Origin of the sequence: Pedobacter sp. MR2016-19 (assembly GCF_014947265.1) — a bacterium.
GTDB lineage: Bacteria > Bacteroidota > Bacteroidia > Sphingobacteriales > Sphingobacteriaceae > Pedobacter.
In genome coordinates this window covers 155106-180015 of the sequence record NZ_JADCNK010000004.1, presented here as the reverse complement: position 1 = coordinate 180015, position 24910 = coordinate 155106, and the positions used below count along the sequence as shown (strand labels likewise).

The following is a 24910-nucleotide window of genomic DNA, read 5'->3' as shown; positions in this document are numbered from 1 at the left end:
CCCTATTTCTTTTTCAGGTATTTTAGCGTCCCAATAAGCGAATCGCCATTGCGAGCAGGCTTCTTCAGCCGACGAAGCAATCTTACAACGATCGCTGTTATAGCCAAATAAGATTGTTTCGTAACTCGGAATGATGGAATTTCCTGATAATAGATTTCTCCATTTCGCTGCGCTTCATCCGATAGGTATCGGGTCGAAAGGACGACTACACGCAATGACTGAACAGTCACTCACAAATCATGGCAAAAAAAATCACTCACAATACAATAAATCCTATTTACAGCGTTTATGTATATGAGAGCGTTAATTTAGATGATGGGGATTCTGCAATAGTGGAATCCCCATTTCTTTTTCTAATTCTTTTTTTTAAGCATTTTGTCATCCTGAGCGTAGTCGAAGGATCTTTTCATTTAATAGACCCTGAAATAAATCCGATAGCTATCGGATCAGGGTGACGCTTCAATTAAAAATTTCTGCTACACCAATACACTTCATTTTCTTATAAAACAAAAAACGGCTGGTATTTCTACCAACCGTTTCCTAATAATTAAACTATTTTATTTATTTAAAGAGTTTATCCAGGCTGCAATTTTTAAAGCTTCTGCTTTGGTTACCTGCGGCATTGGTGGCATTTCTGTTGAATAACCCGGCCAGTTTTGTGGTTGTGGATTGTGGATCAACTGAAATATTTTCTCCGGTGAATATTTACGTTTTGCAATTTCTATGAATGGCGGACCAATTTGTCTTTTGGTTTGATTATGGCAGGCCAGGCAAGTATTTTTAGTTAGCAAACCCTCAACTTCTTTAAAGGTAGGTGCCTTAGCAGCAGCCACAGGCTTAGCCGGAGTAGGCGTTCCTTTTGCTTCAGGTGCTTTTCCAGTTGTTACTTTTGGTGCAGCTGTTTTCTTAGCAGGAACATTTACCGGTGTTGCCGAGTTTTTGGTACTTACTTCATTGGTAGAAAGTTTATTTCCATCAGGAATCTGGTTCAAGGTGTAATAAGCTACCGGATGAACTAAAGAGTAAAAACCATCTTGAGATCTTAAACCATCTAACGTTAAGGTATGGATATAATATTGGCGAAGGTTTTGCACAATAATTCTGACTTTTAAACCATCTGCTGAAACTTTAACCCCAGAGATTTTTAATTTTTCGGTGTTTACCGGAGGTGAACCATACACAGGATGATATTTATAAATAAAACTTTCTGCATCATACGAAGCCAGATCCTCAGCTGATTTACGATCAACAGGCATAGTAAACTCCACTTCAAAACCATCTGGCATTGCCCTAACAGCTTTCATTTCGAAAGGGGTTTTGTTGTTGTACACCAATCTTTCTAAACCTTCGTTGGCATCACCGGCCGATCCCCAACCGCGGTTGGTTTCGCCCACAAATAGTGAACCATCAGTACCCCACTCTAACCTTAACACACCCGAACGAAAACCTTTACGGAAAAGGAAAGCTGCACCTTGTTCTTCACCTTTTACAGTTTCCATGAAAATCCTGGAGATGATGCTCATACCCTGATCGCCAACCAAAATCTGACCAGCAAAAGGACCAAATGTATTGGCAGGAATTTTAACTGGTTCTGCAGATGAGATACCCAAAATACCGTAAGGCAACCAAACTGATGGCAAACGCAGTTCAGGGAATACCTTTTTCATTTCGAATAAGGTTTTGAAAGTTTCGTTTACCCTGTTTTCTGGTTTAATGTACCTTCCCTGTTCATTTTTAATACGGCGTTCATCCATTTGAGAATAAAAGAAATCTGACTGAAGTTTTACCGGAGAATTAGGCAGGTTTGTCCACCTTAAACTGGCCGGGTGACCCATAAAATCGCCTTTGTTTACTTTCCATAAACCACCTGAACCTACCCAGTCGCCCTGGTTTTCGGTATAATAAAACTGACCATCAATACTGCCAATACCCGCTGGCGAACGAAAACCAGCAGCATAAGGGCTCATTTTACCATCTTCGGTAATGTTCATGGCCCAACCACGCATGGGTACACGGCTTTCTGCACGCCACCATTCTTCATCGCCAAAGGCTACGTTTCCGGTAACCATAAAAGTACCATCAGGCATTATTTTCGGACCAAAACTATATTCATGGTAGTGACCGCTTAAAGGCCATGCATAAATGGTTTCGTACACATCGGCTTTGCCATCCTGGTCTTTATCGATCAATTTGGTTAACTCGCCGCGCTGCGCTAAGTAGATTGCACCATTTTTATAGGCGATGCCCAAAATTTCGTGCAAACCATAAGCAAATCTGCGCCAGTAAGGTTTAGCACTTGTGGGGTTTTCTACAATGTACACCTCTCCCCTACGGGTTGATATGCCTAAATCGCCATTTGGTAAGGTAACCAGACCACCAACTTCTAAAATCGGGCCTTCGGGTACGCGTACCTTATTTATCCTGAAAAAATCTTCTTCTTTCGGTGTTTCTTGTGCAAAAACTGTAGTAAAGCTAAAACTTAATGCCAGTATTGCTAATTTTTTAAATGTATTTCTCATTACTATCACAATTAAAACAAAATGGTATAATTCAACTTACTTCCAATGGCTGCAATAATTTCCCATTTGCCATCAGTATTTCTAATAACCGGTTTTGCGGTGCCTTCACCAAGCTGTATGTAATACGCTTTATCATCAATTAAATACAAACCTTTGCCAGCTTCTTCAATGTTTGAAGCAGTAGCCAAAAGGAAATACAAATCTTTTGATGGTTTATCAATAGTAATCTCTCTCGTTAAACCTTGTCCATTTTCCATCACTTTAACGGCATCAGTAACATTTGTTCCATTAATGATGTACTTAAACTCCGGACGATCCTGTTTATCCATTACATAACCCTTGGTTCTGAAACCAGTACCGGTAGTATCAACAATCCACTTATCCTGATCGCTCGCTAATTTTGCAACGGCTAAAATTGGCTTTTTAGTAAAACGGGTAACACTGCCCAAAGCACGTGAGGTACCGTTTCCGCGGCCATCCCACATTGGTGTAGCATCAATAAAATCACCATGCCATCCCTGTAATAATGTACCATTATCCAAATCGTAGCTATAGGCAACCTTTTCTGGTCCGCCTACCGAAATAGCGTGTACCGAACGCACTCGTGGTGCAACATCTACAAAACTTCTGATCATATTGTTGCTTGCTGCTTCAATATATATTGGATCTGCACCATCGTTTTGGTTTGGTTTTGGAATTTCGGATAGTTCAGTGATTTGGATATTTCTGAACGCTACCGAACCATGATCGCCTTGCAAACGTAAAGGTCCTTTTGCTTTTTCAGCTCCTGCAGCACCTCTGGTTGCGCCAAATAATTCAACATTTTCATGAATCAACACACCATTTAGTTCTGCACTGATGATTTTAGCATTTTGTGTTTTTTTTCCTGAGGCATCAAATCTTGGTGCCTGGAAGATAATTTTAATATGCTGCCATAAACCTGGCGCCTTACTTGCGTTCTGACGGGGAGCAACACCACCAAATCCTTTATCGGCTTCGGGTTTGCTATCATCCCAGCGTTGGTAAATACCGCCATTGTTTGATGATGTGGCATTTTTCAATCCCCATGCATCGTCAATCTGGATCTCGTAATTACCTTGAAGATAAATGCCAGAATTTGTTCCTTTTGCAGTTAAATAATCTAACTCTACGGCTACATCACCATATTCATTTATGGTGTATAAATCGGAACCTGCTTTTTTCGCGGTAGATTGATTAACTAAAATCCCTTCACCTTTGGTTGTTTTTAAAACATTTTCGGCGTTTAGGTCGGCTACTACATTTTGTGCAAGCGACCAAGAATTTGAAGGATTTTTAAAGGCTGAAAGATCTTTGAGATCAATACGCTGGCCGAAGGCCAACAGGGTTCCTAAAAGCCAGCAAATGGCTGTAAAACCCGTCTTTGAGATGTTCATATATTTGGTTTGTTAGTTTTAGCCCTATTGAGGCCAGTTATTGCTTTAAAAATAAGACTGTATCATAAAATGTAAACTAAATCTGTCCTTCGAGAGGCTCAGGATAACATTCTATTTTTATGATACAGTCTTTATCTTTCTCTATTTTTCTGTTGATAATGAATAAGGGAAATCGGCTGGATTTGAACCTCTGGTTTTATTCGGCATTGCGGTCATATTAAAATTTAATACTGCACCTTTTTGCAAACCACTGTGGCTGATCCAATTTTTAGAATATGGTTTACCATTCATCTGTAACGACTGAACATAACGATTGTTATCGCTATTGGCTGCTGCATTAATTACCACAGTTTTACCATTTTCTAAAGTAATCGTTACCTTTTTAAATAAAGGAGCACCTAAAACATACTGATCAACTGCTGGTGTTACCGGGTAAAATCCCATTGCTGAGAAAACATACCAGGCAGAAGTTTGCCCGTTATCTTCGTCACCACAATATCCATCCGGAGTAGCTTTGTACATTCTGTTCATGGTTTCTCTTACCCAATACTGTGTTTTATAAGGCGCTCCACCGTAGTTGTACAGGTAAATCATGTGCTGGATAGGTTGGTTACCATGTGCGTATTGGCCCATGTTTGCAATCTGCATTTCGCGGATTTCGTGAATTACACCACCGTAAGCACTCTCATCAAATACCGGAGGCATCGAAAAAACTGAATCTAGTTTGGTTACAAAATTACTATGGCCACCCATTAATTTGGTTAAGCCATCTATATCCTGAAAAACAGACCAGGTATAGTGCCAGCTGTTGCCTTCGGTAAATGCACCTCCCCATTTAAATGGACTGAACGGGCTTTGGAAAGTTCCATCCTGATTTTTGCCACGCATTAAACCTGAAGCCGGATCGAAAAGATTCTTGTAGTTCATGGCTCTTTTCTTATAAATATCTATCTCCGAAGCCGGTTTACCTAAAGCTCTTCCCAGTTGGTAAATGGTAAAATCGTCATAAGAATATTCCAGGGTTTTAGCGGCATTTTCATTCTTTTTTACATCGAAAGGTACATAACCCAATTCGTTGTAATATTTAACACCATCGCGACCAACGGCTTCCATCGGACCCTCGTTATTTGCACCATGTTTTAAAGCCTGCCATAATGTTTCAATGTCGTAACCACGCATACCTTTAATATAAGCATCAGAAACTACCGAAGCAGAGTTGTTACCCACCATGATATTGGCATACCCCGGACTGCTCCACTCCGGCAACCAGCCCCCTTCTTTGTAATCGTTGATTAAGCCTTGTTGCATTTCCTTGTTGATGGAAGGATAAACCAGATTTAGGAAAGGATATAATGCCCTAAAAGTATCCCAGAAACCTGTACCAGCGAACATATAACCTGGTAAAACCTGCCCGTTATAAGGACTCCAGTGAACAATCTGGTTTTGTGCATCAATTTCATATAATTTATTAGGGAAAAATAAGGTACGGTACATTGCCGAATAGAAAGTACGAGTTTGATCAATCGTACCACCTTCAACCGCAATTTTACTTAACGTTTTATTCCAGATTGCTCTACCTTTTGCTTTAGTGGCATCGAAACCATCGTTAGACAATTCTCTTTTTAAATTTAAATCGGCCTGCTCAAAACTGATAAATGAAGAGGCCACTTTTGCAAGTACCTGCTCGCCTTTTTGTGTAGCGAAACCAATAACAGCACCAGCATGATCGACAGTTAACTCTAAATCTTTGTCGTTCAGTTTTTTATCATTCCAGGTTTTAGCCAATTTGAAATCTTTATTGAAATAGATTACGAAGTAATTTTTGAAATTTTTAGGCAGTGGACCACGGGCATATTTAGTGGTATAACCGATAATTTTTCTTTCTGCAGGAATAATTTTAATGTAAGAACCTTTATTCTGTGCATCTACTACCACATAAGCACTATCCGTTTTAGGGAAAGTAAATTTGAACTGAGCAGCACGTTCTGTTGGGGTAATTTCGGTGGTTACATCAGCATCTGCTAAATAAACGCTGTAATAATATGGTTTAGAAACCTCTGCTTTATGGCTGAACCAACTTGCACGGTCATCATCAGTAAATCTTAATTTGCCAGTAACCGGCATGATAGAAAAAGCGCCGTAATCGTTCATCCAGGGCGAAGGCTGATGTGTTTGTTTAAATCCGCGGATTTTGTCGGCATCGTAAACATAGGCCCATCCATCTCCGTTTTTACCGGTTTGTGGCGACCACATGTTCATTCCCCATGGCAATCCGATTGCCGGGTAGGTATTTCCATTTGATAGATCTGGTTTCGAAGCTGTTCCCATCAATGGATTAATCCAATCTACCGGATCTGTGATTTTGCCAATTGTTTGCGCGAAACTGGTTGATGCCGCGACACTCAATAAAGCGATAAATAATCTTTTCATTTGTTGTGCTTGTGTTTTTTATATGCTTGTATTTATTTTCCTAAACTTGAGAATTTTTAACATAATCTACCCAAAGTGCATCTAAATCTTTACCTGTTAATTTTGTCCAGATATTTTTGGTATAGGTATGGTCTCTTAAAGAAGCATCAACGGTTTTAATAATCCCTGGTTTTACGCTTTTTTCCATCCAGGCAAAAAAACCTGCAGTAATGCGGTAACTGTTTGTATAGCTGTGATCTGGTTTTAGCGCAGGGAGTGACCATTTAGCACCCGCATTGTCTACACCAAATTTATAGCGGGCATAATCTGCAATACCTTCTGTTAACCATCCCGGACCAACGCTTCGACCATAATCCTGCACAATGTGCATCACTTCGTGGGTAACAACGTCAATATCTTCGGGATGTTTAATCATCCACATGGAACTGAAGGTTACTTTTCCATCAGCAGTTGCGGCAACGCCATCATAAGCAGTATCAACAAAAAATTTTACCATTTTTATGGTTGATGGATTGTATTCTTTTGCCAGTTTTGGATAAACATCAAAAAAGGTCTTAACTAAGCGCTTTTTCAATTGTGGATCCAACGCCGCAAAATTGCTTTCGAACGATAAGGTATAACCGTTCTTTTTGGTAATTTCCTGTGCTTTTAGTTGTAATGAAAATGCGGAAACAAACATTACAAAAATCGAAAGAATAGCTATTTTTTTCATTTATCTGTGTTATTATTATTTTGGTTAGCGTGTTTAGTCCTGCAAAATAAATATAATATGTAAAACGTTTTAGTAAATGATCAAAAATTTTACTTTAGTGATGATTATTTTTACAAACAAGCACTGGAGGAAGCAAGTTTTATTTGCACATAGCTTGTAAAGCTTAGCTTCGTTTTAAATTTTCTTTTAAGCGGTCTTCATTTCGGGCGGCGTGCAATGCAGTCGAGAACCACGATTGCTCAGCGAAGCTAAATCTTTCTATGTAGATCTCTCCATTCCACTGCGTTCCAGTCGAGATGACGATCGTTTCGTTAAGCAGTCATCCTGAGCGGAGTCGAAGGATCTCTATTCTACTGCGTTTCATCCGATAGCTATGGAATCGAGATGACGACCGTTCTATGCAAACTTTTTTGTAATGTTCCTCCTAAAGAGAAGTCAAGTTTTATGGCAAGTGTGCTATTTAAAACTTGACTTCTCTTTAATTACTTTTTGCTGCTATAAGTAAGGTTTACTTTTTGTGCTTCTTTGCCATAATCAGCCCAGAGCTGATCTAAGGTTCTTCCCGTTAAGGAAGTCCACGATTGCTCGCTGTACTGGTGCGCCCTTAGTTGCTGATCTAAAGCAGCAATTAAACCAGGTTTTACATTCTGCTCCAACCAGGCAAAAAAGCGCGCGGTAATCCTGTAACTATTGGTGTAACTCTGTTTTTCATTATAGGCTGGCAAACTCCATTTTGATCCTACATTATCAACCCCATATTTATACCGTACATAATCTGCAATGCCTTCAGTTAGCCAAACCGGGCCTGCACTATAGCCATAACCCTGCACAATATGCATGGTTTCGTGTGTTACCACATCAATATCAGTTGGGTGTGCTTTCATGTAACCAGCACTAAATAAAATTCTATTTCCGCTTGCTTCTGCAACTGCTTTATAGGCTGTGTCTACCACAAAAAGCACATCGTGTGTAGATTTATCGTTAAATGTTTTAACCAAGGTTGGATAGATTTCGAAATAAGTAGCAATTAACTCCTTTCTTACCATTGGATCTAAATTCGGGTCTTTGCTGATAAATGTTAATTCATAACCTTTGTGTTTTTCTTTACTGTAAGAAACCCAGTTTTTTGAAAGTGCTGTAAATAGTTCCTTTTGGATTTTCTTTTGCGATTTATTTTTAACCCATTGACTGTTTACTTTAATTTCTCCGGCTTTAGCTTGTATTGTTGGTGTTTCTTCCGTTACTAAATCTAACACTACATTTCTTTTGGTACGGTATCCATCTGCCTGGGCAAATTTTGGGTAAACCTGAAAAAAAGCAGCCTTAAGTTTAGCACCTATGATGGCGTTTGTTGCGCTGTCCTTATCGTTAATGGTAATTTTGTATTCTCGTTCTCTGCTTTGAGCAAAAGCATAAGCATTTATAAAGGATATTGATGCGAAAATTAATAACTTCTTAATCATGATCTTTTGTGTGGGTTTTGAAAGTAGAAATGATTTTGCTGTTGGCAAAATCATTTCTATAGTATATTGTATTTAATATGTGATGGCTGGAAAATCGGTTTTAGCCTTTGTCAGCATAGGGGCCCAGTCTGCTCCTTTTTCGTCCTTCGGTCCAAAAGCCGTTAATGCCAGTGGTGCCAAATCTGCTTGCGCTGCACCGCTCCAAAAGTGAACAAATTCACCAAAATTCATTTTCCGGGTATATTGTTGATAGCTTTTACCTTGTACAATGAGTTGTTGCTTAGGAAATTGTTGAGACAATAAGGTAAAGAAGCCATTTAAAACCTTTGCTTTACCATAGTTATCATAAATTGGAAGAAACCAATTCCTGAACCATTGTGTTCCTGCCTTAGGGTAACTGTCAGTAACAGTCATCATTTTATTATACCAACGTTGTGCATCGGCAGTTCTGTTTAAACCTAAATACACATCGTATTGATAAATCTCCATCCACTTACTATCATGCCAGATATCGAAAGCCGGCGATTCTTTTACTCCTTTTGATGCTCCCTCTACGATGTGACCGATTTCGTGGGTAGACAAATCAATATCATTATCAATGCCGGTCGTCCAGGCATCGAGACTGCTGGCACCGCAATCGGTTACGTTTCTATAATCATGCGCTGCATCTAGGTAAGTACCCGGATGGCCTCCGCTATATTTACCGGCATGATAAATTACAAATAAGCGACTATCATCCCCAAACTTGCCGTAAGTTTTTTTGGTATAGTTCCACGCATCGGCCATGTATGTTTTTGGCCAGGCAATAGTTGGTTTAACATCGCCATCGTAATAAACCACTACACTGGTGTCATAATAAACCCGGTTTAACAATTGCACATGCTCAAACCAATGCTCCTTCCATGTTTTTGGTGGTGCATCTGGTGGATCTACACTTTCTATCAACGGCGGCGCGGGCTTTACGGTCTCAACTGGTACTTTTTTACTGTTGCAAGCTAACACAGCAAATAATACAATTGCCGATAACGATAAAATATTTTTCATAGCACTAGTATTAATGTTTAAAAAAAGCACCGGGTGAAACACCCGGTGCTATATATTTTTTACCAGCCTGTATTTTGTACAATTACAGGAACTTTTTGAATTTCGCCATTTGGGATAGGCCATAAATAGTGTTTCTTTTGGAAAACCCGATTTTCGGTTACCACTGGTGTAAAAAATCCTGGTGCATTTTGGGTAATATTTAAGCCCTTGATCTGCGTATCGGTAGTTTCTGCAATTTTCCACTCCCTGGTATAGAAATAGCGGTCTAGTTCGAAAGCCAATTCAACACGTCTTTCCCTGCGAATCGCATCTCTCATATCGGTTGGTACAGGTAATGCACCAGCGCCACTTCCGTAAGGTGCTATACCTGCTCTAACACGGATCTTGTTCAAATAAATCAAGATATCAGGATCTGAAGGATTCGACTCCTGTAATGCCTCGATATAATCTAAATAGATCTCTGCTAATCTGATCATGGTAAAAATAGGTCTGCCCTCTGTCCAACCTGCAACAGTTAAGTGCTTTCTTGAGGTATAGCCTGTTTTAGTATAATCGTTGTTGGCAATAGCATTTTTGCCGGCATTACCGTTAAATTCAAAACTTGTGATAATATTTGATGATGGATTGATCCACTTACGGCCGCTATAGGTAATATTTGCATAAAAACGAGGCTCGCGGTTAACATACATATTGCTGATTGTCCTTGGTCCGTCCTGATCATTCGGATCTGGCGCCTGATAGGCCGAGGTACCATTTGCAGTATAAGCCGGATCATTTTCAATTGGTAACCCATTTGCTGTAAAATAAGCATCTACCAATTGTTGCGAAGGAGACAGAAAAGATCCGCCTTTATCGCCATCGGAAGCACCGTTGTGATTTGGTGCCAATGAATATTGATAAAGCGTAACATCACCTCCCCTACCAAAAATAATTTCTGAGTTCCAACCGTTCAAAAATACATCTCTTGTAGCAATGAAAGCCCTGTTAAAAGCATTATCCGGCAAACCGGCAGGGGTAGCAGCAACATTATAAAGTGCATAATTTGCATAACGCGAGTTCGTTAAAAACGCTTTTGCAGCAGTTGCCACTTTTGTCCATTTTGCAACATCAGCAGTTTGGCTGATTAATTGTTTACCATCCTGGTTTTTAAGACTGGCATAATCGGTGTTTCCATTAAATAACGGACGTGCAGCGGTTAATAATGCTTTTATTTTGTAGGCATCAGCAACTGAAGCAGTAATATGTCCATAATCCTGGCTCGCTTGTGGTGTTGCAGGTAAACGCGAGCTTGCTGCCTCTAATTCGCTTACAATATAATCGATACATTCATCCATTGAATTACGTGGCTTGCTGATTTCCGGTAGCGGAGCATCAGATGCGATTGGATCGTTGCCCAATAGAACTACAGGGCCATACTGCCTCACTAAATAATAGTAATAAATGGCCCTTAAAGCCCTGGCTTCGCTATAGTAACGGTTAACAATATCAATTCCACCAATATTACAATCAGTACACCTGTTAACATTCGCCATAAAAGAACTGGCAGATTGTATTCCTTGATAAAAGCTTTGCCAGTGGTAGTTTACCGCTCCACTGGTTGCATCCCAAGCGCCCGAATTTACGTTCTCGCTAAAGTTTGGCAAGGTGTAATCCGCCTCATCAGAAGCAGCTGTCCACGGACCAATGTTTCCACCTGCTGACGGTGACCGGTCCTGATCCTGATCCGGAAGTGTAGAATAAACGTTTGCCAATGCCTGATCAACAGTAGACTTTTTTTCGTACATCTGATCGAAGGTTAGCCTATCATCAGGTACTTGATTTAAAAATTTCTTACAGCCATAATTACCAACGATCAGTAATGCGCCAACTGTATATATCAATATTTTTTTCATTCTTTTTATTTTAAAAATTAGCGGTAAGACCTAAAGAATAATTAGAGGTTAGTGGGTACCGTGTACCGTTATTAGTACCAAGTTCAGGATCCCAAAGCTTAAATTTGCTAATGGTGAACACATTATAGCCTGTTGCATAGATCCTTAAGCGTTTAACACCAATGGATTTTATACCTTCTTTAAGTGTGTAACCCAAATCTGCATTTTTTAACCTCAGGAAGCTGATATCGCGTTTCCACCAGGTACTTGATTGATAGTTATTGTTATTTGTACCACCATAAGATAAACGGGGATAAACTGCATCCTGACGAGGATTTGTTGGTGTCCAGCGGTCTGCAGCTACGGCGAGCATATTACCCAAACCACCCGAATTGGCGAATGAAGGAATATTTAAAATAACATCAGCATTGTCCTGCCCCTGGAAGAACAAACCAAAATCGAAGTTTTTGTAAGTTAACGAGAACCCGAAACCATAGGTTGTGCTCGGAATATCCCCCCTGCCGATTATCGTCTGGTCAAATGAATCGATTTTACCATCACCATTTAAATCTTTATACTTGATATCTCCAGGCATTAGCGTACCAAATTGTGTTGGACTCGCATTGATCTCTGCCTGGCTGTCGAATAACTTTTCGGCAATATAACCAACACGTGTTGCAGCTAAAACATTATAACCGCGTTGCTCCATCCAAGGGTAAGGTTTCGGTGCCTGATCGTTCTCGATTACTTTATCTTTATTGTAAGTAAAGTTAGCTCTTAAATTAAGCGACCAATCTTTACCGAATTGTGTATCATATTGGATGGTACCATCAATACCTTTGTTATCAACAATACCCAGGTTACCAATTGGTGTATTGGCCAAACCGATATAATTGGGTACCGTACCTCTACTGATAAACTGGTTTTTTCTTCTTTCTTTATAAAAATCGACGATTAACGATAAGTTATTATTCAACGTTTTTAATTCAAATCCTAAATCCTGTTTACGGGTTTCAGCCCAGGTTACATCTACACCATAAGCCGTTACACCTAAACCGTTTGTTCCAAGATTTCCATTTTGGCCGAAAAAATAATCACCCGCATCACCAACTTTAGTTAAATAGTAGAAACGTTGCCCTTCGTTATCTGCATAACTATTGCCACTACCTCCACTACCCACAATACCGTCAGAATAACGGAATTTAACCATTTGAATAGCATTTTTAAGCGGTTCGAAAAATTTCTCACTCGAAAGCAACCATCCTAGGCCAACAGCTGGAAAAAATCCATACCGTTTATTTGGAGCAAAGTTTTCTGAACCATTATAGCCCATGTTAAATTCAAAGAAATACTTATTATCATAAGCATAGGTAGCACGACTTACTAAACCTTGTAAGCGGTAAGGAAGTGAAAGGGTTAGGTTAGGTGCAGAAGCTTTGGTATTATCATTTTGATTATACAACAATAAGCCGCTTACAGCATGTTTACCAAAGGTGCGGTTATAATTAACAGCTCCTTCAAAGTACATTTTCTTATCGCCACCATTGTCATAGTTGTAATTTAAAAAGTCTTGTCCCTGTAAAATTAAACCATATTTATAACCTGAATTTGGATCTCCAGGAGTAAGGTAAGGGTCGCTAGGGTTAATTCTGTACAAGCTCTCTCTTTTAGTCCTGTTAATTCCATTGGTATTATTCACATCAAAAGAAAACATCGTTGTAACCGATAAACCGGGTGTTATTTCTTTTAAGTCCTGTGTTAAACGGATATTTGAATACAACTGGTTGGTGTAACTGGTTCTATATCCATTTCTCGTAATATCACCATAAGGATTACGCTGATCGGCTTGAGGGCTGATACCAGGTAAACTGCCGTTTGGATAAAGCACTGGAAAAGAAGTAGGGTTAATTAAAAAGGCCTGACTGAAAATGTCCTGTGCAAGCAAGTTACTTGGGTAATTATTTTGCCCCAAAATACCCTTGATCCCTAAATCCAACTTGGTGGTACCGGTGATATCCCAGTTTAAGTTTGCACTAACATTATAGCGGCCATAGTTTTGTTTAACCGCAGAATTTACAGCTTCATCGGTTTTAAATAAACCATCTTCACCATAATAACCTAATGATACATAATATTTTGCATTGCTTACCCCACCAGACAGATTGGCTGTTGCGGATCTGTTTCTACCAAAATCGTTATAAATGGCATCGAACCAGTTTACATTCGGGTAAAGGATTGGATCGGTTCCGGCAGCAGTTTTTTGAACCGCATCTATCGAGTATGCCGGCGTAAATGCACCTGCAGCGCCTCCTCTTAAATAATCAGAGTATTTGGCCTCATTAGCTAAGTTCATGTAATCTACGCCATCAATCAATTGCGGTCTTTTGGTGAAACGGCTTATCCCTTCGTAATATTCTACGTTAATTCTAGGCGAACCGGTTTTACCTTGTTTAGTGTTGATTAAGATTACACCGTTTGCACCTCGGATACCATATACTGCTGTTGCAGCTGCATCTTTTAGTACGGTGAAGTTTTCTACATCGTAAACACTGATATCGTTTAAGTTACGGTTAGGCACACCATCAATAATCACAAGTGGGCTTCTATCGCCAGATGATAATGAAGAGATACCGCGGATGAAAATATCTGATCCGGTGGCACCTGGCTCACCATTTCTTGATACGTTAATTACACCCGGGATACGACCTGCCAATAATTGACTCATACTGGAAACCGGTTGTTTCAAATCTGCAACGTTTACCGATGACTGTGCACCTACTAAACTTTCCTTTTTCTGCACACCGAAACCTACAATGGCAACTTCCTGTAAATCAGAACCTGTTGTTTCCTTTAAACGGATATCCAGTGTGGTTTGCGTACCAACTGTAATTTCTTTTGTATCATAACCAACATAAGTTATAATTAAGACTGTATTTTGATCAGGAACGGTAATGCTAAACGCTCCGTTTACATCTGCGGCAGCACTGGTAGAACTACCTTTTACTTTAACACCTGCGCCTGGTAATGGTGCACCAGTTTCATCTTTAATGATACCACGTATCACAATATCAGCCTTGGCTTGATTAACTGAAACCGAACTGTTTATATTAATCGCTGAAGCATGAGCTGTTGCGTAAAAACTACTGCTTAAAGCTAAAGTAAAAGCGATAGCCTTAAAAGCACAATCTTTAAGCCTGAGCCTGCCGCCAGTTAAATTTGTATTTTTTTTCATCATAAAATTCATTTGTTGTTAACAGATTACTGTTATAGGTCTATTGATCAGTTGAAATAGATTTATTGCCTAACCGCTTGAACCGGCTGAATAAATCTTTGCGTATCTTATTTACAGAAGTTGGCTTGAAAGCTACTGTTGCTCCTCTGGCACTTCGATTACACGCCATTCTGATAACTGGAATAATGAACTGCTACCAATTGCTGTAATGCTCAACCTATAATGCTTATACAAAACTTTGTTTTTGAAGCTATAGGTTTTCATCATGTTACGACCTGAAAATGTTTCGTCATTTCTGGTATCCAGATCTACCCAATTGGTGCCATCCAAAGAACCGCTTAATTTCCAGTTTTTCGGATCTCTTCCCGGAGCATCGTTACCTGATGTTAAGGTGTAAGACGCAACCTGTTGAGGAGCAGGAAAAGATAACTGCAAATAAAAGTTGTTTTGGTAAGGGTTGATCAGGAATTTAGTGGCTGGATCGTTATCCACCACCTTTGCAGATCCTTCTGCACCTGCTGATCCTCCAGAACTCTCAATGTTAACAGAAAGTGCGGCTTTTGCCGTTACATCAACTTTGGCTTTCCAGGTGAAAAGATCTACCGAAGGGTATTCTTCTTTACCGCATCCAAAAAGTAAAACCAGGGCAACACAGAGTCCGAAAGTGCTCCTGGTAATTTTTAAAAGATTCATAATTGATTAATTTATAGTTTGGTGGTTATTAAAATGTGCAATAGTTAATCGCAGATCAATGAATGATCAGGAGTATAAAATTGATTTCAGGAGGGGTTAGATTATACAGAAGCTCATACACCTAACTTGTGCGTCGGCTTCTTAAGTCGAGAAAAAACATTGGTATTGCCAAAGATATGGCCAGTTCTGGTCGGGTATTTTTTTGTTCATAAATGGGTTTTAGTTTGGTTTGGTTTCCGTTGGAGACGGAAGAGAAATATTAAAATGTAAATTTTACTTCATTGAGATTCTCCTTTTATTTTTATATGAATAGATAATTAATTTTACAAAAACTAAAACGTTTTAGTTTTTGTTTGATAAAAAAAAGTCCTGATCTTGTGATCAACACTTCATGTAAATAAAGTAAATGCTTAATGAATAGAATACTAAAACGTTTTATTAAACAATAATAAGCATATTATTAATAAATCAAAAATTATTTTATTTTTTTTATTAAAGTTAACTTCCTGAAATCGTAAACATTAGCATAAACAGATCGTATTACAATAAAAAAAAACTATGAAAAGTGCTGTTTTTTTAGGAAAAAAGAAAAAGCGGAGGTATACCGCAGAATTACATTATGAAAATTGCAATTCTGCGGCTATATTAGAATAATTTTAAAATATTTCAGGATATTTTGGCAGAACAGGCTAAGTTAAGCTCAAATCGCAGCAGCTTGCAGCACCAATCAATGCTGCATGTTCTTTTAATTCTGAAATTTTAATATCAGTATCTATTCCATTGCCTTTTAATGTTGCAATTAATTCGGGGGCAAATGCATTAAAGGATTGTGCAATATTACCACCAATTATTACAGTGTCTATTTTGTGCTTCTTAATAATAGGAATCAGGAACTGTGCCAGGTTATAACCAAATTCCATAAAAACCATGGTTGCAAAATGATTGGTTTCTACTATTTCAACCAGTTCTTTCACTCCATTTACCGTTTTGCCGCTAAGCTGATTAAAACGTTTTACGAACCAGCGTGTAGAAAGGTAATCTTCTGCAATTCCATCTAAAAATTCGGAATTCCAGAGGTCAGCATCAAAAGCTTTATCATTGAGACAAAGCGATGAGCCTAGTCCAGTACCAAGCGTTAAGCCTAACACACTCACATTTCCTTTTGCAGCGCCGGCAAAGACCTCTCCTTGTAAAAAACCTGCCGCATCGTTTATAAAGTGAATATGCTCGGCAGGGATATCCAGTCTTTCAGATAATTCTTCTTTTACATTGATCTGGTAAAGTGATTTAAACTTATCCTGATCTTTAATTAATGAAATGCCTTCACTATAATTAAAGGGGCCCGGCATGGCTATTCCCACATTCCTATTGCCGTTTTTAATATTTTTAAAAGCCTTATTGATGATATCGCACCATGCGGATAAAATCACTTCTTTACTCTCCTGCGAATCCACAGGGCTACGCTTGATGGAATCCTTCACTAAAGTTCTTGTTTCCAAATCCACCAATGCGGCCGTAATATGCGAGCCGCCAATATCTACACCTAATGCAACAGGCTTTTCCATTCTATATATATTTCTGTTATCTATTCTTTATTAATCTGAACTAATTCGCCAAAAGTAGTAATTCAATATCTATTTACTGAGCGAAAATGGCTTATCTTCTTCCAATACCCCTCTATTTAACGAAGGTTTAACACTCATCTCCAGTTTCAACACCCCTCCTTTTAACAAGTCGCTATGGTTTATAAAATTTTTAGTATAATTTTTCCCATTTAAGCTTGCCGATTTTATATAAACATGGGCAACATCATTTGCAGGTGCTTCGATGACGAATTTTTTGCCATTTTCTAAGTTAATGGTTGTTTTTTTAAACATTGGGCTCCCTAAAACATACTCACCAGTACCTGGAGTTACGCTGTAAAATCCCAGAGCACTTAATACATACCACGAAGAGGTTTGCCCCTGGTCTTCGTCTCCCGGATAACCATTTTCTGTGGCATCATACAGTTTATGCATCACCTCACGTGCATAAAATTGTGCTTTCCATGGCTGGTTGGCATAATTATATAAATAAACCATATGTTGGATAGGCTGATTGCCATGTGCATATTGGCCCATGTTGGCCATTACCATCTCGGTCATTTCATGAATCATCCCGCCGTACGAACCCACATTCACTTTATTAGGTTCGCTAAAAACCGAATCTAGTTTTGAGATAAAATTGCTGTTTCCGCCCATCAAATTAATTAAACCTTTGGTATCCTGAAAAACCGACCATTGCCAATGCCAGGCATTTCCTTCGGTAAATGGACCTCCCCATTCGGTTGGATCGAAATTTGGCGACCACTTGCCTTCCGCATTCCTTCCCCTCATAAAACGGGTAGCCGGATCGTAAACATTTTTATAATTGAACATCGGCTTCTCGAAAACCTCCATGTAATGTTTATCGCCAATCATTTTGGCTAAGGTGTAAGCGCAATAATCATCGTAAGCATATTCTAATGTTTTTGCGGTAGCTTCTCTATATTTTGGATAAGGAACATAACCTAACTGGTTATACTCGGTTACCCCATCCCTGCCATTTGCCGGCCCCCAGGGGCCCTTGTTCATCGCTTCGTGGTAATAGGCATCCAAAGCCTTTTTCGGATCAAATGTTCTGATTCCTTTTGCCCAGGCATCGGCTAACAAAGAAATGGCATGGTTACCAATCATACTTCCTGCTTCGCTGGGGAAAGACCATGAGGGCAACCAACCGCATTGTTCGTAGGCATCGAGCATGGCTTGCATGTAACGGCCATGCATTTCTGGCTGGATCAGTGTATTTAGCGGAAACTGCGCCCGGAAGGTATCCCAAAAACCCGTATCGGTAAACATATAGCCATCGTGCACTTTACCATCATAGGGACTAAAGTAATATGGTTTACCCGCTTTGTTTATTTCATAAAACTTTCTGGAGAATAAACTTGCTCTAAAAAAGCAGGAATAAAAAGTTTCCATATCTGCTTTTGATCCGCCTTCTACTTCTATCTTACCGAGCGATTTATTCCATACCGCAGCAGCATTGGCTTTGGTATCTTCTAAAGTTTTATCATTGCCTAACTCTCTTTTTAAATTCAGTTCGGCTTGTTGCAAACTGATGTAAGATGAGGCAGTTTTTACCTGCACCTTTGTACCCGATTCGAACTGTACAAATGCGCCTTTACCCAATCCTTCAGCTGAAATCGAATCTTTTGCAATGGTATTATGTTTGTTCTCCCAGGTGCCGTAAGATTTAATCGGTTGATCGAACTGAATTACAAAATAACTTTTCCAACCTCTTTTAAAACCTTCGCCATTGTTTACCCAACCCGTTATTTTATTTTCTTTAGGATAGATCTGAACACCACTTAACCTGTTGTATCCGTCTAAAATTAAAAAGCTTCTTTTGCCTTTTGGATAGCTGAACCTGAGGTGTGCACCACGTTCTGATGGCGAAATTTCGGTCGTGATATCATTTTCGAATGTTACCTTATAATAGTTTGGCTTAGCAATCTCGTTTTGATGGCTGAATTTGGTTTCGCGTTTGTCTTCATCTACAATCAGTTCATCAACCACAGGCATTAAAGAAAATACAGCATAATCTCTCGTCCACGAACTGCATTGGTGTGCCTGCTGAAAGCCTCTTATTTTATCTTTAAAATATTGATATTTCCAACCATCGCCATTTCTACCCGTTTGTGGAGTCCAGGTGTGCATGCCAAATGGTAGTGCTGTTGTTGGATAAGTATTTCCTCTGGTGAGTTCGTGTTTAGAGTTGGTGCCCTGCAGCGTGTTCACATAGTGAACCCAATCTTTCTGCTGCGCCAACAACCCTTTGGCAGCCAGGCAGCATAAAATGGATGCAATTAATTTAAGTTTCATTGTGTATTTGTTGGTTCTTTTCAATCGATACAGATCAACTGTATATTCAAAATCAGCTTTTGCCTGCTCAAGTAAGTGGTTGCAGACAAAGCTGATTAATGTTATTATTTAATATTCCATTTGTCGGCCAGCATTTTGATGAAGTAACCGCCAACAACACTCCTCGCCTGGAAACCTGTCATTTGGCCGTTAGTAGTTTCATGCCAGTCGCTCAATGGCACTTTACTTTCTGTTTCAGCAGCATAACGATATATTGGATTTATAAATTTTTGGAAATTTGCTTCGTTATCGGCCAAAGTGGCTGTCCACATAATCCAATCCGATTTAGTGTAGGTCCTGCGGCTATCCAACGGCAATCCAAAATCCTTTTGTTTGGTTAAATAAAAGTTAATCTCCTTTTTGTATACTTCTTTAGGAAAAAGATCAAGTTTTAACAATTTATCCCAAACGAGGTTGTATTTCTGGCTCCAGGTATTTTTATCATTAAAGGTTAAAGCATAATGATCGCCATCATCAGCCATTTTCATCCAGTTCTGGGCCATTTGCAAAGCAGCTGTTCTGTATTTTGCAGCTACATCAGCCTTGCCTAACAATTGCGCCATTTGTGCATAAGCACCTAAAGCTACAATGGCTTTTACCGATAAATTCGAATTTCTGGCCAAATGCCCCGCAAAATCGTCGGTGCATAATTGATTGGCCGGATCGAAACCCTCTCTCAGCAGATAGTTTGCCCATACCGACAGTACCTCCCAGTGCTTTTCGGCATATTTGGCATTGCCCTCGGCCCTGGTAATGGCAGCAGTTAAAATGATCATGTTCCCAGCCTCTTCTACAGGCATATCTTCCCCATAGGTTTGGCCGTTGGCTAAAGGGTAAGTGCCTAAATCGTGTGCAGCAAATGGTTTCTTCCATTTTCCACTTTCTGAATAATAGAAAATACCATTCAGCATTCCTTTTAACAATTCAGGGTTGTACACCAAAAATTGCGGTGCTGAGGGATAAGTCACATCAACCGTATTGATAGAACCGTTACTGAAATTTTCTTTGGATAGAAAAAGGATGTCGTCATTTGGTGCATATACAATTTTATGTGCTGCAATAGCCTGTCTGTAAGCTAGTTTACATAGATCTGCATACGCTTTGCCACCGGCCTTTTCTGCGTCGGTGTATAATTTAGCATCAAAAGTGGCGCACTTGGTTTTTAACGAAGGGTATTGGGCATCGGCTTCGGCCAATTGATCTTCAAATTGTTGACTACCCGAAAGTCTCCAAACTGGCTTCAGCTTTTCGCCAAAATATTCAACTGATTTCAGGTCATCATAACCCAACATCATATATTTCTCTACGGGTGTGGCAGAAACAGAACCAAAAGGGATAATACTGTTTAAGTTTAGATTTTTTGAGTTTAAAACCTGTGCTTGTTTTGGATATTTGGAATCAACGAAACTTTTTAAGCTCTCGTTCTGTGTAGCAATAAATTGAGTAGCATTAAACCTGGCTGGAACGGCCAGGTACAAATAACCCCAATCAATGCGCAGGTCATCTCCCCTTTTCTTTAATACCGGCTGCTCTACGGTTCCTGTTTTTAGGATAGAGAGATTGTTTTTAGCACTCTTCCACGCCGATACGCTTTGGTTTGGTGTATTTACAGCCAGATTTGATGATGCCCCAAAGAAAATATCTACGCTGTGCTGCCTGGCATCAGTAGATTTTACGGTATAATTAATATAACTGATTGGCCTTGCGGTTAATTTAATATCATTCAGTAATAATGGCGAGGTAAAAGCTACCTGTAATTCTACCGGGCCACAGCTAAAAGTGTATTTGGTTGTAGTTGCCTGAATGGATGCATTGGTTTGAATGGCTGGAGCAATGTTTAAATGATCAGCTTCTTCTTCAACTATTCCGGCATCCAGGTGCCTGCCACCAGCCGTATTTTTGCAATAGATAGCCAATACATTTTTTCCTGTTTTTAAAATGCCATCTTCAATCGGTAAATAGCTATAATCAGAAACCCATCCGTTCTTTTTGTAAATTATTTTACCATTTAAATAAACAATTACGTTATCATCGTGATTGAGTTTAAGGTATTTTTTTGCGACCGATACTTTGGCCACAGTGAAGGTTCTTCTGAAGTAAAGATCATCACTATTCCATTTTGTTTTGGCAGAACTATCGTCTCCAAAAGGAGCTTCGGCTTTTTTCCAGTCATGATCATTGTATGTAATGCTTTCCCAACCTGCTTCAGCTTTATCGAAGCTATAACTGGCCTGATATGTTAATGCATCAGCCGCTGGAAGTATATCTTTAAAAGTTTTACTTTTTTCGCTTAGAAACCGGTAATATTTACCATCAACCTTTATTACACCTGATAAAGATTGTTCTTTCCCCGTCCAATGTTTGGTAACCGATTGGTTAAGTCCATCGCCGAAGGACCAAATACTGAAATAGGCATCATGTGTAATTAATGGATAAGCGGGTGCCTTATCTTGTGCTTTTGTAATTAAATTAAAAAAAAGACAAAGTGCTACTAAGGAAAGTTTTCTCATAATTAGATATTTGGTTTCATTAATAAATCGTTTTACCAAATTCTTTCAGACAATTTCTTATTCTGGAAATAAAAAATATTAAATGACTGCTGGATTGATACTATTCAATAAGAAATAAAGTAAAACGTTTTACTAATTCAATATTAGAGAAATAAAAGTCATATTAAAATAGCTTAATGTAACATTTAAGCTACTGAATTAATCCCTGATAATTAATTTAGCCGGAATAATGATTTCCTGGTTTTCGGGTTTGGCTTTGGTCGACAATTGTTTAAGAATTAGCTTAATTACATTCTCTGCAATTTCTTCAAGTGGTTGTTGAATTGCTGAAATACCAGGTGTGTGCAGTTCGAAAGCTTCATGGTCATCGTATGCAATAACAGCAAAGTCGTCGCCAATTGTCTTATTGATCTTTTTCAATACTTTTAAGCCGCTAATTGCCAAATAGTTGGTCGCAAATAACACTGCATCAATTTTTTTATTATCGAAAAGTTCTTTTATCTGAGCTATGGTTTCGCTTTCTTCCTGGTTAAAGTGGATCTTTAAAACAAGTTTCTCGTCATACTTGATTCCGTGATCTTCTAATGCTTTTTTATAACCATCATAACGTTCTATAATCTGCTCCACGTTAATATCAGTAGTAACCAGGGCGATATTCTTTTTACCTTGATTGATAAAATGCTGTATTGACTGGTATGAGGCATTAAAATGATCGGCCCCTACATAACTGGTATTGATATCAGTCAGGTTCCTATCAAAAAAGATTACCGGATTACCATCTTCCAACAGCATTTTTACATCCTCTTCTATTCCTTTTATTGGAGAGATGATATAGGCATCAACTTTTCGCGATTTAAACATGTTGATCAGTTCTTTCGCTTTGTCAACACTGTTTTCTGTACTGGAATAAATAATTTTATAACCTCTTTTATAAGCTTTATCTTCGATTAGCCTGGCAATCCTGGAGAAGAATGAATTGGAAATATCTTCGATAATCAGTCCGATAATATTGGAGTTACCGGTTCTTAAACTTCTTGCAATCTGGTTCGGTTTATAACCACTTTCTTCGATAATTTTTTCTACTTTCTCTATAACTGCTTCGCTTATCGATTTCTCTTTTGCTTTACCGTTAATAATGAATGAAACTGTGGTAATGGATACATTGGCTTTTACGGCTATATCTTTGATAGAAAGCGATTTCATTTGGTTGGATTTCTTTTGTGTTAATCAATTCAAAGCTAAATAAAAATTGCAGCTTTTAAATTTTTGCCAATTTTAAAAGCGCAATTTAACATTTTTTATATTAATCGTTTTAGAAACGGTTATTAATGGTTGGCATAACCTGAATGATCAGGCTTAAAACAACAAAAGGCGCTGTTTAAAGCGCCTTTTGTATCAAAATTAATAACCAGGGTTTTGGGTCAATTTAGGATTAAGGTCCCGCTGCCGCTGAGGAATCGGGTATAATGCTTTGGTTGCTGACGAGGCCGTGTGGTCCCACCAGGTTCCAGTTGCAAATTTCCCGAAACGGATTAAATCATCTCTTCTGAAACCTTCGAAAATAAACTCTCTGCCGCGTTCTTTCAAAAGCTCATCTAAAGTTAAAGTAGCAGTTGTATAAGCTTTAGCATCGCGTATGGCCGGTGCATAAGCCCGTTTTTTTGTGGTATTAATCAAGGCTACCGCTTCTGCCGTGGCTACACCTCCGCTTTTACGCATTAGTGCTTCTGCCTTGGCAAAGTAAATCCACGTTAAACGGTAAACATTCCAGTCTGTATTGTTATAGTTAGGGTCAGGCTGAACAGCAGTTGTATCTTTTCCGTTAATCACAAAACCAGGAACTGAATTACCAAGTTTATATTTATTGAAACGAACACCACTGTTTTCTTCTCCTTCACTCATGTTGGAAACAGTAGAGCCTGACTTATTTTTTCGGATATTATCTACAAAAACCAATGGCAAACCCTGGTATTCTACTGTGCCCAATACTGCTCTTGTTTTAAGATTAGTATCGGCAAATTTATATTGTGGACCAATTAATAACCATTCTGTTTTACGTCGGTCATCAACTTCATAAGTATCATAAACTCCAGGAATAAGTACAATACCATCATTACCGTTTCTACCGCCGCCATAAATATCTTTTTGGGCAAAATGATAAAATTCGCCTGTCCAGGATGGTTCGAACTTAGCCCTTGTGTAATCATAAGCAATGGAAAAGATGACCTCTTTAGATAAATCGTTGGTATTTTTAAACTGGTCGGTTATGGTAGTATCCAATTGCATGGTTCCATTTTGCCCACCTGCCTCATTGTTAATCAATTTATCAGCAGCGGCAATACAATCATCCCAACGGGCTGTACCAGACCATACTTCGGCATTTAAATAAAGTTCTACAAGCATGGCGTAACCACTCGCCTGACTCATTCTGCCTAACATTGCCCTTGATAATTTCGGCACGTTGTTAATATTGTCTTTAATTTCTTTCTCCACAAAATCAAATACTTCTTTTCGGCTTGAGGTACCTGGATAAACCGGATTTGCAGGATCTGCAGGTTCAGTTACAATAGGCACGCCACCAAATAAATCCATCAGTTTCAGGTAATGAAAAGCACGTAATAATTTCAATTCTGAAATAAATTCATCCTTTTCCTTTTGGGTAATTCCCATGGTAGAAATATCGCGTTTGCTAATATTTGCAATAGGATCGTTACAATATCCAATACCGCCATAAATCAGCGACCATGCATTATTTAATCCTGCTTCGTCTACTGTCCAGCTATGATAATGCAACCGCTTCCATTTCCCACTATCTTCACCATGTGGCCCTTTTGTTGGCCAGGCAAGCTGATCTGCTGATAATTCTGCAGGCCTCCACCAGCCATCTTGGCCAGATGGCGTTACCCAGGCATTTGCGTGTGTATAAGGACGCAAAACTGCCGATAATACTTCGTTTTTATTGGTGTAAAATTTATCAGAAGGAATCTCATCATATGCATTCTCATCTAATTTGGTACAGGCACTAACTATACCAACCAATAAAATTAATGCTGTATGTAATATTGTTTTATTTTTCATTG

The 24910-nt window shown here is 38.9% G+C and carries 14 protein-coding genes; all 14 read right to left on the bottom strand.

Features of this window, described 5'->3' with window-relative positions; all coding sequences use genetic code 11:
• Positions 1-557 precede the first annotated feature (557 nt).
• The 14 genes from IM793_RS07795 to IM793_RS07730 all read right to left on the bottom strand — a co-directional run bounded on the left by IM793_RS07795 (position 558) and on the right by IM793_RS07730 (position 24908).
• Positions 558-2519 (bottom strand): c-type cytochrome, encoded by a 1962-nt coding sequence (locus IM793_RS07795; RefSeq protein WP_193420469.1) that lies wholly within the window; start codon positions 2517-2519, stop codon positions 558-560.
• 11 nt (positions 2520-2530) lie between these two features.
• The gene (locus IM793_RS07790) at positions 2531-3934 is read right to left on the bottom strand and encodes a DUF1080 domain-containing protein (protein ID WP_193420468.1); all 1404 of its coding nucleotides are present in this window, start codon (positions 3932-3934) and stop codon (positions 2531-2533) included.
• 141 nt (positions 3935-4075) lie between these two features.
• A complete protein-coding gene (locus tag IM793_RS07785) occupies positions 4076-6364 on the bottom strand; it encodes a GH92 family glycosyl hydrolase (protein WP_193420467.1) in 2289 nt (762 codons plus the stop codon).
• A 40-nt stretch (positions 6365-6404) separates the two neighbouring features.
• A complete protein-coding gene (locus tag IM793_RS07780; protein WP_193420466.1) occupies positions 6405-7076 on the bottom strand; it encodes a basic secretory protein-like protein in 672 nt (223 codons plus the stop codon).
• A gap of 482 nt (positions 7077-7558) precedes the next feature.
• Complete coding sequence (locus IM793_RS07775) at positions 7559-8539, bottom strand: basic secretory protein-like protein (protein WP_193420465.1); 981 nt, start codon at positions 8537-8539, stop codon at positions 7559-7561.
• Between the two features lie 72 nt (positions 8540-8611).
• Positions 8612-9583 carry a hypothetical protein gene (locus IM793_RS07770; RefSeq protein WP_193420464.1) on the bottom strand — a complete coding sequence of 324 codons (972 nt, stop codon included), beginning with the start codon at positions 9581-9583 and terminating at the stop codon, positions 8612-8614.
• Positions 9584-9642: 59 nt separating this feature from the next.
• A complete protein-coding gene (locus IM793_RS07765) occupies positions 9643-11475 on the bottom strand; it encodes a RagB/SusD family nutrient uptake outer membrane protein (RefSeq protein WP_193420463.1) in 1833 nt (610 codons plus the stop codon).
• Between the two features lie 10 nt (positions 11476-11485).
• Complete coding sequence (locus tag IM793_RS07760) at positions 11486-14686, bottom strand: TonB-dependent receptor (protein WP_193420462.1); 3201 nt, start codon at positions 14684-14686, stop codon at positions 11486-11488.
• A gap of 132 nt (positions 14687-14818) precedes the next feature.
• Entirely contained in the window at positions 14819-15379 is a 561-nt protein-coding gene (locus IM793_RS07755) for a discoidin domain-containing protein (protein WP_193420461.1), read from the bottom strand.
• A 689-nt stretch (positions 15380-16068) separates the two neighbouring features.
• Positions 16069-16944: an ROK family protein gene (locus IM793_RS07750; protein WP_132398691.1), complete on the bottom strand. Its 876-nt coding sequence runs from the start codon at positions 16942-16944 to the stop codon at positions 16069-16071.
• Positions 16945-17013: 69 nt separating this feature from the next.
• On the bottom strand, positions 17014-19281 hold the full coding sequence (locus IM793_RS07745; RefSeq protein WP_193420460.1) for a GH92 family glycosyl hydrolase: 2268 nt from the start codon (positions 19279-19281) through the stop codon (positions 17014-17016).
• Positions 19282-19385: 104 nt separating this feature from the next.
• Positions 19386-21830: a glutaminase family protein gene (locus IM793_RS07740; protein ID WP_193420459.1), complete on the bottom strand. Its 2445-nt coding sequence runs from the start codon at positions 21828-21830 to the stop codon at positions 19386-19388.
• 198 nt (positions 21831-22028) lie between these two features.
• Entirely contained in the window at positions 22029-23033 is a 1005-nt protein-coding gene (locus IM793_RS07735) for a LacI family DNA-binding transcriptional regulator (protein WP_193420458.1), read from the bottom strand.
• A 198-nt stretch (positions 23034-23231) separates the two neighbouring features.
• Complete coding sequence (locus IM793_RS07730) at positions 23232-24908, bottom strand: RagB/SusD family nutrient uptake outer membrane protein (protein WP_193420457.1); 1677 nt, start codon at positions 24906-24908, stop codon at positions 23232-23234.
• Between the last annotated feature and the right edge of the window lie 2 nt (positions 24909-24910).

Bases quoted from the DNA above. Each gene is read 5' to 3' on its own strand.
- IM793_RS07780 (WP_193420466.1), bottom strand. From the start codon at position 7,076: ATGAAAAAAATAGCTATTCTTTCGATTTTTGTAATGTTTGTTTCCGCA.
- IM793_RS07790 (WP_193420468.1), bottom strand. From the start codon at position 3,934: ATGAACATCTCAAAGACGGGTTTTACAGCCATTTGCTGGCTTTTAGGA.
- IM793_RS07730 (WP_193420457.1), bottom strand. From the start codon at position 24,908: ATGAAAAATAAAACAATATTACATACAGCATTAATTTTATTGGTTGGT.
- IM793_RS07745 (WP_193420460.1), bottom strand. From the start codon at position 19,281: ATGAAACTTAAATTAATTGCATCCATTTTATGCTGCCTGGCTGCCAAA.
- IM793_RS07765 (WP_193420463.1), bottom strand. From the start codon at position 11,475: ATGAAAAAAATATTGATATATACAGTTGGCGCATTACTGATCGTTGGT.
- IM793_RS07775 (WP_193420465.1), bottom strand. From the start codon at position 8,539: ATGATTAAGAAGTTATTAATTTTCGCATCAATATCCTTTATAAATGCT.
- IM793_RS07735 (WP_193420458.1), bottom strand. From the start codon at position 23,033: ATGAAATCGCTTTCTATCAAAGATATAGCCGTAAAAGCCAATGTATCC.
- IM793_RS07785 (WP_193420467.1), bottom strand. From the start codon at position 6,364: ATGAAAAGATTATTTATCGCTTTATTGAGTGTCGCGGCATCAACCAGT.
- IM793_RS07755 (WP_193420461.1), bottom strand. From the start codon at position 15,379: ATGAATCTTTTAAAAATTACCAGGAGCACTTTCGGACTCTGTGTTGCC.
- IM793_RS07760 (WP_193420462.1), bottom strand. From the start codon at position 14,686: ATGAAAAAAAATACAAATTTAACTGGCGGCAGGCTCAGGCTTAAAGAT.
- IM793_RS07770 (WP_193420464.1), bottom strand. From the start codon at position 9,583: ATGAAAAATATTTTATCGTTATCGGCAATTGTATTATTTGCTGTGTTA.
- IM793_RS07795 (WP_193420469.1), bottom strand. From the start codon at position 2,519: ATGAGAAATACATTTAAAAAATTAGCAATACTGGCATTAAGTTTTAGC.
- IM793_RS07740 (WP_193420459.1), bottom strand. From the start codon at position 21,830: ATGAGAAAACTTTCCTTAGTAGCACTTTGTCTTTTTTTTAATTTAATT.
- IM793_RS07750 (WP_132398691.1), bottom strand. From the start codon at position 16,944: ATGGAAAAGCCTGTTGCATTAGGTGTAGATATTGGCGGCTCGCATATT.